Raw genomic sequence first — 12,686 nt, forward strand, 5'->3', positions numbered from 1 at the left:
TCGCCGGGACGACAGCAAGTGTGCGACGACGGGCAGCCCCAGCTCAATCCTTGTCGTTCTTGAGCTGGAAAATCTGTGCGCCTTCGCCGCTCGAAATCAGTCCGGTCTTGTTATAGACGCCGAGCTTGGCGCGGGTGTCGGCGATGTCGAGGTTGCGCATCGTGAGCTGGCCGATGCGGTCGGCCGGCGTGAAGGCGGCGTCCTCGACCTTCTCCATGCTGAGCCGCTCCGGCGCATAGGTCAGGTTCGGGCTCTCGGTGTTTGATATCGAGTAGTCGTTGCCGCGGCGCAGTTCGAGCGTCACCTCGCCGGTGACGGCGCTCGCGACCCAGCGCTGCGCGGTCTCGCGCAGCATCAAGGCCTGCGAATCGAACCAGCGGCCCTGATAGAGCAAGCGGCCGAGCCGCATGCCGTTGATGCGGTACTGCTCGATCGTATCCTCGTTGTGGATGCCGGTGACCAGCCGCTCATAGGCGATGTGCAGCAGCGCCATGCCGGGCGCCTCGTAGATGCCGCGGCTCTTGGCCTCGATGATGCGGTTCTCGATCTGGTCGCTCATGCCGAGGCCGTGGCGGCCGCCGATCGCATTGGCTTCCAGGAACAGCGCGACCGGATCGGCAAAACTCCTGCCGTTCAGCGCGACCGGCTGGCCTTCCTCGAAGCGCACCACGACCTTCTCGGGCTTCACATCACAATCGGCGCGCCAGAACGGCACGCCCATGATCGGATTGACGATGGTGATGCCGCTCGACAGGCTCTCGAGATCCTTGGCCTCATGCGTCGCGCCGAGCAGATTGCTGTCGGTCGAATAGGCCTTCTCCGCGCTCATCTTGTAGGCGAAGCCCTGCGCGGTCATGAAGGCCGACATTTCGGCGCGGCCGCCGAGCTCGTCGATGAACTGCTGGTCGAGCCAGGGCTTGTAAATGCGCAGGCTCGGATTGGTCAGCAGGCCGTAGCGATAGAAGCGCTCGATGTCGTTGCCCTTGAAGGTCGAACCGTCGCCCCAGATGTTGACGCCGTCCTCCTGCATCGCCGCGACCAGCATGGTGCCGGTCACCGCGCGGCCAAGCGGCGTGGTGTTGAAATAGGTGATGCCGCCGGTCGAGATATGGAACGCGCCGGATTGGATCGCGGCAATGCCTTCGTGGACCAGCTGGGTGCGGCAGTCGACCAGGCGCGCCTTCTCGGCGCCGAAATCCATCGCCTTGCGCGGGATCGCATCGTAATCGGCCTCGTCGGGCTGGCCGAGATTGGCGGTGTAAGCGAACACCTTGGCGCCCTTCAGCTTCATCCAGAGCAGCGCCGCCGAGGTGTCGAGCCCGCCCGAGAACGCGATGCCGACTTTTTCGCCAGTGGGCAGGCTTTTCAGAATCGTGCTCATGGGACAGTCCAATCGGTCGAAATGGATGAGGTTTCTGGAAGTCGCGATAACAAATTTCCGAAGCGGGGGCACGCCTTTAATCAGGCCCCTGATCAAGCCTCGGGCTGGCTGGGCTCCGCCTTGCCGCCGCGGCGCCAGCGCTGCATCCAGCGGTAGCCGGGCATCGCGAGCCGCGTCAGCGCGGCATCGACCTGGGCGTCGGTCAACCGAGTCGCCGCCCAGCGGTAGATCAGCGCATAAAACAGCCAGACGGTGAAGAACGACACCAGGCCGGCGATCGCGACATCGGTGAAGAAATGACCGCCGAAGGCCATGCGAAGGGCGCTGGTGACGATGCCGAACACGGTCGCCCCGGCAAAGGCCAGCGGCCGCCAGGCGGGCGGCGTCAGCGCCGCCGGCGCGTAGGTCCAGAACGCGGTGGCGCCCTCGCCGGAGAAGAACGAGCAGTTGCGCGGGCAGCCGCCGCGCGGGTCCCACCACGGCTTGAATGCAAGGTCGCCGCCGAACTGCGTCACGAACACCGGCCGCGGCCGGCCCCAATAGTTCTTGAAGGTGAGGTTGGTGAGCACGCCGGCCGAGAGCAGCATCGTGGTGAGCAGGAACACCGCGGCGCGGCCGGACATCAGCATCGGCCGGTCCGGCCGGATGAATTTCCAGACGATGGTCACGATCGCCGGCAGCACCAGCGCCCATGCGATCCACATCGCCGCATCGCGCGCGAACTGCGCCACCGTATCGAGCTTCACGGGGAAGGTGTTCTGCGCGGCATTGTAGAACAGCGCCGCCAGCTTGAGGTCGAGCTCGGGATAAATCCCGAACAGGATGCCGACGACGAGCGCCAGCGCCAGCGCAATGAAAAGTCCGGTCCGGTTCATGGCGCGCGGTTTAGCCGAGGCGAGAGGGCATGGGAAGCTTCACGGCCGCGGCGATTGCGACGGCAATGGCGGGGGCGGCGGCAGGGGGCGTGGCGGCTCGCGCCAGGCGCCGGCGGTGCGGCCGGCGATCAGCCAGTACACCAGACCCGCGACGATGCCGGCGCCGGTCATGATCTCCATGTGCCGGCGCACGATGCCGTGGAATTGCACCGTATCGGGATCGAACGGGATCAGGCCGAGATAGCAGGCTGCGCCGACGATCGCACCGCCGATCGCATAAGCTAGCACGCTCCTGATGAAGAACGCTTCGGTGATCAGCACCACGATCAGCGCCGGCAACAGCGCAAAGCCGGAGATGAAGATGAAGCCGAAGCCGAGCACGATGTCGATCGCGCTCTGGTCGATCTGGCCGCCGAAATCGGAGATCTCGGGATACAGCACCGCGCCGACCACGATGATCCCGGCCACGAAGCAGGCCATCAGGAAACCGAACGCGACGACGAACAGGCGGCCGATCAAGGCCATGCTAGCACTCCTCCGTCATTGCGAGGAGCGAAGCGACGAAGCAATCCATCCTTCAGCAAGCTCGGACATGGATTGCTTCACTTCGCTCGCAATGACGCCGTGGGGAGCGTTGTCGCTCACGGCTTTCAATCCGTCATCGCCATCGCGCGCAGCGCCTGGCGCTCGCGGGCGGAGAGCTTTTCGGTCTCCGACTTGAGCTGGCCGCAGGCGGCGAGGATGTCGCGGCCGCGCGGGGTGCGCACCGGCGAGGAATAGCCGGCGTTGAAGATGTATTCGGAGAACTTTTCGATCTGCTCCCAGTCCGAGCATTCGTAGGCCGTGCCCGGCCACGGATTGAACGGGATCAGATTGATCTTCGCCGGAATGCCCTTGAGCAGCTTCACCAGGAGCTTGGCGTCATCGAGCGAATCGTTGACGCCCTTGAGCATCACATATTCGAAGGTGATGCGCCGTGCATTCGAGGCGCCGGGATAATCGCGGCAGGCCTGCAACAGCTCCTTGATCGGATATTTGCGGTTCAGCGGCACCAGCTCGTTGCGCAATTCGTCACGCACCGCATGCAGCGAGATCGCCAGCATCACGCCGATCTCATCACCGGTGCGCTTGATGTTCGGCACAACACCCGAGGTCGACAGCGTGATGCGGCGGCGGGAAATGCCGATGCCTTCATTGTCGCCGACGATCAACAGCGCATCGCGCACCGCGTCGAAATTGTAGAGCGGCTCACCCATCCCCATCATCACGATGTTGGTGACGCGGCGCGTGCCGTCCTCGCGGTCGGCCCAGTCGTTCAGCCGGTCGCGCGCCACCATCACCTGGCCGACGATCTCGCCGGCAGTGAGGTTGCGCACCAGCCGCTGCGTGCCGGTGTGGCAGAACGAGCAGTTCAGGGTGCAGCCGACCTGCGAGGAAACGCACAGCGTGCCGCGATCGGTCTCGGGGATGTAGACGCACTCGACCTCATGCGCCCGCTCGACCTTGTCGCCGCTCGGCAGCCGCAGCAGCCATTTGCGCGTGCCGTCATTGGAGATCTGCTCGGCGACCACCTCGGGACGGTCGACGGTAAAATGCTTCTCGAGCTCGGCGCGCATGTCCTTCGAGACGTTGGTCATCTCGGCAAAGCTCTTGGCGCCGCGGAAATACATCCAGTTCCAGAGCTGCTGGGTGCGCATCTTGCGCTGGCCGGCGTGCACGCCGATCTCGCCCAGGCGATCGGCTATTTCGGCGCGCGACAGCCCGATCAGCGACGGCTTGGCCGGCGGCACATAGGTCTCGAGCGGAACTTTTTCGACCAGCGCGCTGGCGCCGGACCCGGCCTTGGTGGTTGCGGTGTCGGTCATGAAACCTCAAATAGGCCTTCCAGCCGGTGCTGGAAAGCCACGAAATACCTCGATTTTGCGTTTCCGAGCCGGCCCTAGCGCCGGCAGTCCTGCCCCAGCCGGTCGAGCGCCTGCGCCAAGCCCTTCAGCGAGAAGCTGTCGATCGTCTCGGTACCCTTCGCCGAGACGGCTTTTACCGTCAGATCGGCCGATTTGCGCATGGCTTCCACCATCCGCTCCTCCTCGGCCGCATTCTTGATCCAGAGGCCATCGCCCTGCGTGTACATCGCATAGGTTCCGCCGCCGACCTGCAACGTCGATTCCGAGCCCGGCTTCACGGTGTAGCCGATCATGATCGAGACTTCGTTGACGACCTTCTCCGCCGGACGGGTGGAGATGAAGGCATAGGCCGGATCGCGCGGCCGGTTCGGCGGATTGGTCTTCGACGAGGACGGCTTGGCGAGCGCAAAGCACACCTTCTTGCCGTTGGGCGAGGCGGTGTACGCGCCCCAGGTGCCGAATTGGCCGATCAAGGTCGGCTCCGCACCGCCGGCCGCAGCCGCGGCGGCCGAAGGCGCCGGCTTGGCCGCTTCCTTGGCCGCATCTTTCTTGGGCGCAGCCTGCGTCGGCGCGAGGGAGATGATCCCGCACAGGACACAAGCCGCCAGTGATGTCAGAATCTGCCGCACGGCCAACTGGTTCCCCCATCATTGTGACTGCAAGATGGCCCGGCGATTCCCCCTCCGCCGGCTTGGATGGATAACCGGGAAACGCTTTTTTGGGAAGGCAGTTCGGCCTGGATGCGCCTCGGCCACAGCCGCACGCGCATCCATTCTTACTCAGCGCTTGTGATCGCGCATCAGCCTTCATCAACCCTTGGCGCGCGCCGCGCGCTGGCTCTCCCACTGCGCGTCGGTCCATTGCAGCAGGTCCTCGGCACCGGAACTGCGCAAATGCGAGCCGCCGTCCTGCACCACCATCTCGCCATTGATGTAGCCGGCCTGATCCGAGATCAGGAAGGTCGCGAGATTAGCAAGCTCCGAATGCTCGCCGGCACGGCCGAGCGGATTGCGATGCGACCAGGTCTCGCCGCGCCCTTCGGGACGCAGTTGACCGGTCGCACCCGGCGTCGGGAATGCACCCGGCGCGATCGCCACGGTGCGGATGCCCTTCGGGCCCCACTCGACGGCGAGGCTCTTGGTCATCGCCAGCACCGCGGTCTTGGCCATCGACGACGGCACCGTGAAGGCGCGGCCGGTGATGGTCGAGGTCGACAGGATCGAGAGCACCACGCCCTTGTGCTTGCCTTCGATCCAGCGGCGGCCGGCGGCGAGCGTGCAGTACATCGTTCCATGCAGGGTCGGTGCGAGGATCGCGTCCGCGGCGCGGAATGACAAATGTTCGCTCTGCGCAATAAAGGTTGCGGCAGCATTGTTGACCAGCACGTCGATCGGCGCGTCCTGCCACACCTGGTCCATCATCGCCTCGACCGCGGCGCCATCGCGAATATCGCAGCGCGCGGTCGAGACCCTGGCGCCGAACGCGCTGCGGAATTTGCCTGCGGTTTCCTCCAGCAGCGCCTCGCGCCGCCCGCAGATGATCAGTTCGGCGCCGAGTTCGGCAAAGCGGGCGCCCATCGCGGCGCCAAGGCCGGAGCCGCCGCCGGTGATCAGGATGCGCTTTTTCGCTAGCAGGCCTTTTTCAAACATAGTTTGATCCCTCCGCACTGTATTGTCGCTCCGCCGCAAATCCGGCATGAAGCTTGTAGTCCAAGATCTTGCAGCTCTTTCTGCGTCCGAAACTCAGGTGTGTCCATGAAAGCCATCCTCTGCTCGCAATACTGTCAACCCGACGATCTCGTGCTGGCGGACGTGCCCGATCCGGTGGCGGGTCCCGGCGAAGCCGTGATCGCGATCAAGGCGGCGGCGCTGAACTTCTTCGACATCCTGATGATCCAGGGCAAGTACCAGATCAAGCCGCCGTTCCCGTTCTCACCGGCTGCCGAAGTCGCCGGTGTGATCGAGAGCGTCGGCGCTGGTGTCACTGATCTCAAAGTCGGTGATCGCGTCGTGGCGTCATGCGGCCACAACGGTGCGCGCGACAAGATCGCGCTGCCGGCGAATACGATCGTGAAGATTCCCGACAATCTCGATTACGACCGCGCCGCAGGAATCATCATCATCTACGGCACCGCGCTGCATGCGCTGGAAGATCGCGCCAGCCCGAAGCCGGGCGAAACGCTCGCGGTGTTAGGGGCCGCCGGCGGCACCGGCCTTGCGGCATGCGAGCTCGGCAAGCTGATGGGCCTCAAGGTGATCGCCTGCGCATCGTCGGACGAGAAGCTCGCCTTCGCCAAGCAGCACGGCGCCGAGCTGACGCTGAACTACGCCAAGGAAGATCTCAAGGAAGGGTTGCGCAAGCTCACCGACGGCAAGGGCGCCGACATCGTGTTCGATCCGGTCGGCGGCTCTTATGCCGAAGCCGCGCTGCGCTCGACCGCATGGGAAGGCCGCTTCCTGGTGATCGGCTTTGCCGCCGGCGACATTCCGAAGATCCCGCTCAACCTCGCGCTGCTGAAGGGCTGCGATATCCGCGGCGTGTTCTGGGGCGCGTGGGCGCGGCAGAATCCGGAGAAGAACCGCAAGAACCTCGAGAAGCTCGTGCAGTGGACTGCGGAAGGGAAGATCTCCTCGCATGTCGACCGCACCTTCCCGCTGTCGCAGACCGCGGAAGCGCTGAAGGTGCTCGCCGGCCGCAAGGCGATGGGCAAGGTGATCCTGCATCCGGGCAGCTGAGCGGGATCGTGCAGCCCGGATGGAGCGTAGCGAAATCCGGGACTGCTCGTTCGACTGTGAGGAGAACCCGGATTGCGCTTCGATTCATCCGGGCCACAGCTTATTCCGCGTTTTCAGGCACCCCGCGCTTCAGCGCAGCGCGTGCGGCTTCGCGGTGCTCCGGCGTAATGTGGCTTGCCACCATGCGGATCGCGGTGGCGAGCACCGCGGCATCGTCGGTGAAGCCGAGCACCGGCAACATGTCCGGGATGAAATCGAACGGCAGGATGAAATAGGCGATCGCGCCGAGCAGAGCCGCCTGCACATGGCGCGGCGTCTGCCGGTCGAACGCGCAGTAATAGGCGGCCAGCAGATCCTCGGCGAAGGGCAGCCGGATCACCACTTTCTTGAACTTGACCCAGAAGCGGCGGCGCACGCTCTCGCGGTCCTGCGCCAGCCGGTCGGCAGGCTCAAATCCCACGCTGTGTTCAGTCGTTGCCATCGCAAGGTTCCCTACTCCTGCGGCGAACGCTTACGAATCTGGGGACGTCGAATGGCGGCCGCAAGGTTGTGGAGCAGCAGGGTCAGTTGACCCCGAGCTGCCTTGCGATCGCATTCATGGCCTTGGCGAGGTCGATATCGCGCTTGGTCACCCCGCCGACGTCGTGGGTCGCCAGCACGACTTCGACCGTCTTGTAGACGTTCTTCCATTCCGGGTGATGGTCGTTCTTCTCGGCGACCAGGGCAGCGCGCGCCATGAAGCCGAAGGCCTCGTTGAAGTCCTTGAATACGAAGGTCTTTGCAATCGCCTCGCGTCCGGCCAGCTCGGTCCAGCCGGCCAGTTCCCAGAGCGCGGCCTTTGTTGCTTCCGCTGACAGCTTTTCGACCATGGTAACACTCCCGTTTGCCGCCGACCTTAACCTAGAGCCTTTTCCGTTCCGATTGAATCGGAACGGGGCTCTAGATTCCAGGTTTGACGCGTTTTCTCGCGCGAACCGGTGTCCACTTCGCGGGAAAACGCCCTGCCAAGCGGCCTCCGGGATGGGATCCAAGCCGAAATTAGGGCCGAAATCGCGTCCTATCGCCGCTGGTAACCATGACGGAGATGTAACATCTGTGGGCCCAGGAATTTGCTACAAAAGCAGGATATGTGCGCGTTGGTAGTTTTGCGAGATTGAGCCCCGACGATTGTTTGCGAGATCGATGACAGACGGCTCCGCCAGCATATCGCCCAAGCCGTTGCGCTCCGCCAAGCGCCGGCTGATGTTCGTTTTGATCGCAGGCGCGCTCGCCATCGTCGGCGCGCTGATCGCCGGCTATTATTTCGCGGTGCGTCCGGTGACGCTCAAGATCGCGGTCGGCCCTGCGAACAGCGATGACCTCAAGGTCGTGCAGGCGCTGGCGCAGGCCTTCAACAACCAGCAGCATACCCAGGTCAAACTCCGACCGGTGCAGACCGACGGCGCCAGCGCCAGCGCGCAGACGCTGGCCGACGGCAAGGCCGATCTCGCCATCATTCGCGGCGACCTCGACGTGCCGAAGAACGCACAAGCCGTCGCGGTGCTGCGCAAGAATGTCGTGGTGATGTGGGTTCCACCCTCTGCAAAGGGCAAGGGCCGCAAGGCTGCGAAGATCACCAAGATCGCGCAACTCGCCGGCCGCAAGATCGGCGTCGTCGGCCGTACCCCCGCCAATGTCAATCTGCTGAAGCTGATCCTGACGCAATACGGCGTCGACCCGATGAAGGTCGAGATCGTGCAATTCCCGGCCAATGAGGCGGTCGACGCCATCAAGAACCTGAAGGCCGACGCCTATCTCGCCGTCGGCCCGGCCAACAGCAAAGTCACGATCGATGCGATCACGGCATCGACCAAGGACGGCGGCGAGCCGACTTTCCTTCCGATCGATGCGTCCGAGGCGATCGCGCAGAACCATCCGGCCTATGAGGCCGCTGAAATCCCCGCCGGCTCGCTCGGCTCGGCCGACCGGCCCGAGGATGAGGTGAAGACGATCAGCTTCTCGCACCACATCGTGGCGCGGAAGGGCTTGTCGGACGCGACGGTCGCAGCCTTCACCCGGCAATTGTTCGCGATCCGGCAGTCGCTCAAGAACGACTTCCCGCTCGCCGCCAAGATCGAGACCCCCGACACCGACAAGGATGCCACCATTCCGGTACATCCGGGCGCGGCCGCCTTCGTCGACGGCGAGGAGAAGACCTTCCTCGACCGCTACAGCGACTACATCTGGTGGAGTCTGATGGCGTTCTCCGCGATGGGCTCGGCCGGCGCGTGGTTCGCCGGCTATCTCAAGCAGGACGAGCGCAACACCAACACCTCGCAGCGCGAGCGCCTGCTCGAGATGCTGAAGACCGCGCGGCAGAGCGATTCGACCGAAGAGCTCGACCAGTTGCAGGCGGAGGCCGACGACATCCTGCGCCACACGCTGGACTGCTTCGAGCATGGCGCGATCGAGGAAGGCACGCTGACCGCATTCAACATCGCGCTGGAGCAGTTCCACAACGCGGTTGCCGACCGCAAGGCGCTGCTGCTGAGCATGCCGCAGAATCTGCAGCGGACTGCGACGCAATTCAGGGCGGCGGGCACGGCGTAACTTGGTTACTCGCGTCCGGTTCTTGAGCGTCGTTCCTGGAATGACGGCGGAGACGACCGGTGGTGCAAACAGACGAAAAAGCGTGACTGGTGCTGGTTGCAGGGTCTAGTAGACGGCATGCTGCTTAACACTTTCACTGGTGTAGCGTTGGGCGTTGCAATGTGCGTGGCGCTAGGCTTTTACGCTTTGATGCAAGACCGCCTGAGACGCAGGCTCAATATAACGGTGTTTTCCCCCTCATCATGGCTAAATGCCTTTAAGGTTTTCTCAGTGCGAGAATTCTATCTCGGTCTCGCAGCGTTCGCTGTGATGCTGATCATCTGCGGCATCGCCGCCTACTTGAACTAGCCAAACGAGGGGAAAATTTCTCCCTCACATCCCCAAAAGCGGTCACCCGCCGCGCCTGACCACGCCCGCTGTAATCTCACCGTCATGGAATTTTCCTACCTCTCTGCTCGCCCGCGTCGCATTGTCGCTGTGACCTTAAGGAGGCCCCCATGACGATCCGGTTCTCGCGAAACCTCACCCGCCGACGCTTTCTTTCCACCACGGCTGCGGCCGGCGTCGGCGTGATCGCGATGCCGTATCTGTCGCGCGCCGCCGATCGCCCCGTGATCACCCATGGCGTGCAGTCCGGCGATGTCGGCATCGACGGCGGTGTGGTGTGGGCGCGCGCGGACCGGCCGTCGCAGATGATGGTCGAGGTCGCCACCACGGAATCGTTCAAGGACGCCCGCGCGCTGCCGCCGATCACGGCGCTGCCGGAGAGCGACTTCACGGCAAAGATGCTGCTGGAGAACCTGCCGTCCGGCCAGGACATCTTCTATCGGGTCCGCTTCCGCGACCTCGCCCATATCGACATTGCCGGCGAGCCTGTGGTCGGCCGCTTCCGTACCGCGCCGAGCGATCGCCGCGACGTCTCCTTCGTGTGGGGCGGCGACGTCGCCGGCCAGGGCTGGGGCATCAACCCCGACGACGGCGGCATGATCACCTTCGCCGCGATGAAGAAGCACAATCCGGATTTCCTGCTGCATTCCGGCGACACCATCTACGCCGACGGCGTGATCCCGTCCGAGGTGAAGCTCCCCGACGGCAAGATCTGGAAGAACATCACGATCCCGGAGAAGGCCAAGGTCGCCGAGACGCTCGACGAGTACCGCGCCGCGCACAAATACAATTTCCTCGACAGCAATCTGCGCGCCTTCAATGCCGAGGTGCCGATCTTCGTGCAGTGGGACGATCACGAGGTGACCAACAACTGGTCGCTGTCGAAGCAGCTGCCGGCGGCCTACAAGGAGCGCGACATCACCGTGCTCGCCGCGCGCGCGGCAAAGGCCTTCCACGAGATGTATCCGATGCGCGAGAGCATCGTCGAGCCCGGCCGGGTCTATCGCACGCTGAGCTACGGTCCGCATCTCGACGTCTTCATGCTCGACGAGCGCAGCTATCGCGGCCCGAATGGTCCGAACCTGCAGGAGACCTACGGTCCCGATGCCTATTTCATCGGACCCGACCAGATGGCCTGGCTGAAGCGCGCGCTGCTCAACTCGCGCGCCACCTGGAAGGTGATCGCCTCCGACATGCCGCTGTCGCTGATCGTCTATGACGATGCGACCAACAAGAAGGGCTCGGAGGCGTTTGCGCAGGGCGACGGACCGGCGCGCGGCCGCGAGCTCGAGATCGCCGACATCCTGCGCTTCATCAAGACCGCCGGGATCGTCAACACGGTGTGGCTGACCGCCGACGTGCACTATGCGGCCGCGCACTACTACAATCCGAACAAGGCCCAGTTCCAGGAGTTCGATCCGTTCTGGGAATTCGTCTCCGGCCCGCTGCACGCCGGCACGTTCGGGCCGAACGAGCTCGACAACACGTTTGGTCCCGAGGTGAAGTTCGTCAAGGCGCCGGGCGAAGCCAACCAGAACCTGCCGCCGTCGGCCGGCATGCAGTTCTTCGGCCACGTCAAGATCGACGGCAAGAGCGGGCAGATGACGGTGAGCCTGCGCGATCGCGTCGACGCCGAGCTGTGGGCCATCACGCTCGATCCGAAGCCGGTGTAATCGCCCCGCAGCTGCGACGGAACCGGACGCCGCCCTGGCGTGAGGCAAGGGCGGCGCGATTGACAGGGGATGGACGCGACCTGCCTCTTCCGGTACCGGTGACAGAGCCGTTATGCTGGGGGCCCGGAGGGGCGGAGCATGAGGCGCTGCGAATCCGTTCGCGTGCTCGGTGGCATCGTCGCGGGGCTTCGGCCTCGCCGCCTGCTTGTTGTTGCGATAGCGGTGCTCGCGCTGCTGCCGACCGACATCAGCGAGGCCGGCTGGCTGCCGGATTTCTTCAAGAGCTCACCCAAGCACGCCAAGCCGCCCAAGCGCGCGACAGCGACAAGGCCGGCCAAGCTCGCAAAGCACCGCGCGCCAGCCAAGCACCGCGTCACGCGGCTCGCCGCGCTGGGACCGGTCGCCCTGCCACCTTCCGCTCTCAAGCCGACCGCAGGCAAATGCGATCCCGCGACATTCCGGGTCGTCCTCGATGTCGGCCATACCGCGGAATCGGAAGGCGCGATGAGCGCGCGCAACGTCGCCGAATTCAACTTCAACCTACGCCTTGCGCGGCAGATCGAGGAGACCTTGAAGGCCGAAGGCTTTACCGGAACCAGGCTGCTTCTCACCGAAGGCAAAGCGAGACCCAGCCTGTTCAGGCGGGTCTCCGCCGCCAACAATCTGCACGCGGATCTGCTGCTGTCGATCCACCACGACTCCGTGCCCAACAAGATGCTCGAGGACTGGGAATTCGAGGGCAAGAAGAGCCACTTCAGCGACCGCTTCAGCGGCTACTCCGTGTTCGTGTCCCGGGAGAATCCGGACTTCAAGACAAGCCTGCGGTTCGCCGAACTGGTTGCCGGCGAAATGAAGGCCCAGGGGCTGCACTATGCCGAGCAATACAGCCAGCCCATCATGGGCCGCGACCAGCATCCGCTGCTGAACAAGGACACCGGCGTCTACAGCTATGACGAGCTGATCGTGCTGAGAAAGACCGCGATGCCTGCCGTCCTGCTGGAGGCGGGCTCGATCATCAACCGGGAGGAGGAACTCAAGATGGGTTCGCCCGAGCGCCGCAACGCGATCGCCAGCGGCGTCGCCTCTGCCGTGAAGGAGTTCTGCGACCCGCGGTGGGTCCTGCTCGGTCCGCTCTGACGTCC

The 12,686-nt window shown here is 64.3% G+C and carries 12 protein-coding genes; 4 read left to right on the plus strand and 8 right to left on the minus strand.

The window, feature by feature from the left end:
* Positions 1-43 precede the first annotated feature (43 nt).
* The 6 genes from argG to JQ507_32755 all read right to left on the minus strand — a co-directional run bounded on the left by argG (position 44) and on the right by JQ507_32755 (position 5,809).
* Positions 44-1,381: an argininosuccinate synthase gene (gene argG, locus JQ507_32730; GenBank protein QRI69566.1), complete on the minus strand. Its 1,338-nt coding sequence runs from the start codon at positions 1,379-1,381 to the stop codon at positions 44-46.
* A 92-nt stretch (positions 1,382-1,473) separates the two neighbouring features.
* Positions 1,474-2,256 (minus strand): phosphatase PAP2 family protein, encoded by a 783-nt coding sequence (locus JQ507_32735; protein ID QRI69567.1) that lies wholly within the window; start codon positions 2,254-2,256, stop codon positions 1,474-1,476.
* A 39-nt stretch (positions 2,257-2,295) separates the two neighbouring features.
* Positions 2,296-2,781, minus strand: coding sequence for a hypothetical protein (locus JQ507_32740; GenBank protein QRI69568.1), 486 nt, complete (start codon positions 2,779-2,781; stop codon positions 2,296-2,298).
* A gap of 125 nt (positions 2,782-2,906) precedes the next feature.
* Positions 2,907-4,121, minus strand: coding sequence for a 23S rRNA (adenine(2503)-C(2))-methyltransferase RlmN (gene rlmN / locus JQ507_32745; protein ID QRI69569.1), 1,215 nt, complete (start codon positions 4,119-4,121; stop codon positions 2,907-2,909).
* 74 nt (positions 4,122-4,195) lie between these two features.
* Entirely contained in the window at positions 4,196-4,795 is a 600-nt protein-coding gene (locus tag JQ507_32750) for an Invasion associated locus B family protein (GenBank protein ID QRI69570.1), read from the minus strand.
* Between the two features lie 174 nt (positions 4,796-4,969).
* On the minus strand, positions 4,970-5,809 hold the full coding sequence (locus tag JQ507_32755; GenBank protein QRI69571.1) for an SDR family oxidoreductase: 840 nt from the start codon (positions 5,807-5,809) through the stop codon (positions 4,970-4,972).
* Positions 5,810-5,914: 105 nt separating this feature from the next.
* Here JQ507_32755 and JQ507_32760 point away from each other — a divergent pair, with 105 nt between their 5' ends.
* A complete protein-coding gene (locus JQ507_32760) occupies positions 5,915-6,895 on the plus strand; it encodes an NADPH:quinone oxidoreductase family protein (GenBank protein QRI69572.1) in 981 nt (326 codons plus the stop codon).
* 100 nt (positions 6,896-6,995) lie between these two features.
* Here JQ507_32760 and JQ507_32765 read toward each other — a convergent pair whose 3' ends face one another.
* Both JQ507_32765 and JQ507_32770 read right to left on the minus strand, forming a co-directional pair.
* The gene (locus tag JQ507_32765; GenBank protein ID QRI69573.1) at positions 6,996-7,376 is read right to left on the minus strand and encodes a DUF1232 domain-containing protein; all 381 of its coding nucleotides are present in this window, start codon (positions 7,374-7,376) and stop codon (positions 6,996-6,998) included.
* Between the two features lie 82 nt (positions 7,377-7,458).
* Positions 7,459-7,764: a 4a-hydroxytetrahydrobiopterin dehydratase gene (locus tag JQ507_32770; protein QRI69574.1), complete on the minus strand. Its 306-nt coding sequence runs from the start codon at positions 7,762-7,764 to the stop codon at positions 7,459-7,461.
* 373 nt (positions 7,765-8,137) lie between these two features.
* Here JQ507_32770 and JQ507_32775 point away from each other — a divergent pair, with 373 nt between their 5' ends.
* The 3 genes from JQ507_32775 to JQ507_32785 all read left to right on the plus strand — a co-directional run bounded on the left by JQ507_32775 (position 8,138) and on the right by JQ507_32785 (position 12,681).
* Entirely contained in the window at positions 8,138-9,484 is a 1,347-nt protein-coding gene (locus tag JQ507_32775) for a TAXI family TRAP transporter solute-binding subunit (protein QRI73612.1), read from the plus strand.
* Positions 9,485-9,981: 497 nt separating this feature from the next.
* The gene (locus tag JQ507_32780) at positions 9,982-11,544 is read left to right on the plus strand and encodes an alkaline phosphatase D family protein (GenBank protein QRI69575.1); all 1,563 of its coding nucleotides are present in this window, start codon (positions 9,982-9,984) and stop codon (positions 11,542-11,544) included.
* A gap of 390 nt (positions 11,545-11,934) precedes the next feature.
* Positions 11,935-12,681 (plus strand): N-acetylmuramoyl-L-alanine amidase, encoded by a 747-nt coding sequence (locus tag JQ507_32785; GenBank protein QRI73613.1) that lies wholly within the window; start codon positions 11,935-11,937, stop codon positions 12,679-12,681.
* The last annotated feature ends 5 nt before the right edge of the window (positions 12,682-12,686 follow it).

The organism is Bradyrhizobium sp. PSBB068 (assembly GCA_016839165.1).
In the GTDB taxonomy this organism is placed as follows: domain Bacteria; phylum Pseudomonadota; class Alphaproteobacteria; order Rhizobiales; family Xanthobacteraceae; genus Bradyrhizobium.

Bases quoted from the DNA above. Each gene is read 5' to 3' on its own strand.
- JQ507_32770 (QRI69574.1), bottom strand. From the start codon at position 7,764: ATGGTCGAAAAGCTGTCAGCGGAAGCAACAAAGGCCGCGCTCTGGGAA.
- JQ507_32765 (QRI69573.1), bottom strand. From the start codon at position 7,376: ATGGCAACGACTGAACACAGCGTGGGATTTGAGCCTGCCGACCGGCTG.
- JQ507_32740 (QRI69568.1), bottom strand. From the start codon at position 2,781: ATGGCCTTGATCGGCCGCCTGTTCGTCGTCGCGTTCGGTTTCCTGATG.
- JQ507_32760 (QRI69572.1), top strand. From the start codon at position 5,915: ATGAAAGCCATCCTCTGCTCGCAATACTGTCAACCCGACGATCTCGTG.
- JQ507_32775 (QRI73612.1), top strand. From the start codon at position 8,138: ATGTTCGTTTTGATCGCAGGCGCGCTCGCCATCGTCGGCGCGCTGATC.
- JQ507_32755 (QRI69571.1), bottom strand. From the start codon at position 5,809: ATGTTTGAAAAAGGCCTGCTAGCGAAAAAGCGCATCCTGATCACCGGC.
- rlmN (QRI69569.1), bottom strand. From the start codon at position 4,121: ATGACCGACACCGCAACCACCAAGGCCGGGTCCGGCGCCAGCGCGCTG.
- JQ507_32780 (QRI69575.1), top strand. From the start codon at position 9,982: ATGACGATCCGGTTCTCGCGAAACCTCACCCGCCGACGCTTTCTTTCC.
- JQ507_32735 (QRI69567.1), bottom strand. From the start codon at position 2,256: ATGAACCGGACCGGACTTTTCATTGCGCTGGCGCTGGCGCTCGTCGTC.
- argG (QRI69566.1), bottom strand. From the start codon at position 1,381: ATGAGCACGATTCTGAAAAGCCTGCCCACTGGCGAAAAAGTCGGCATC.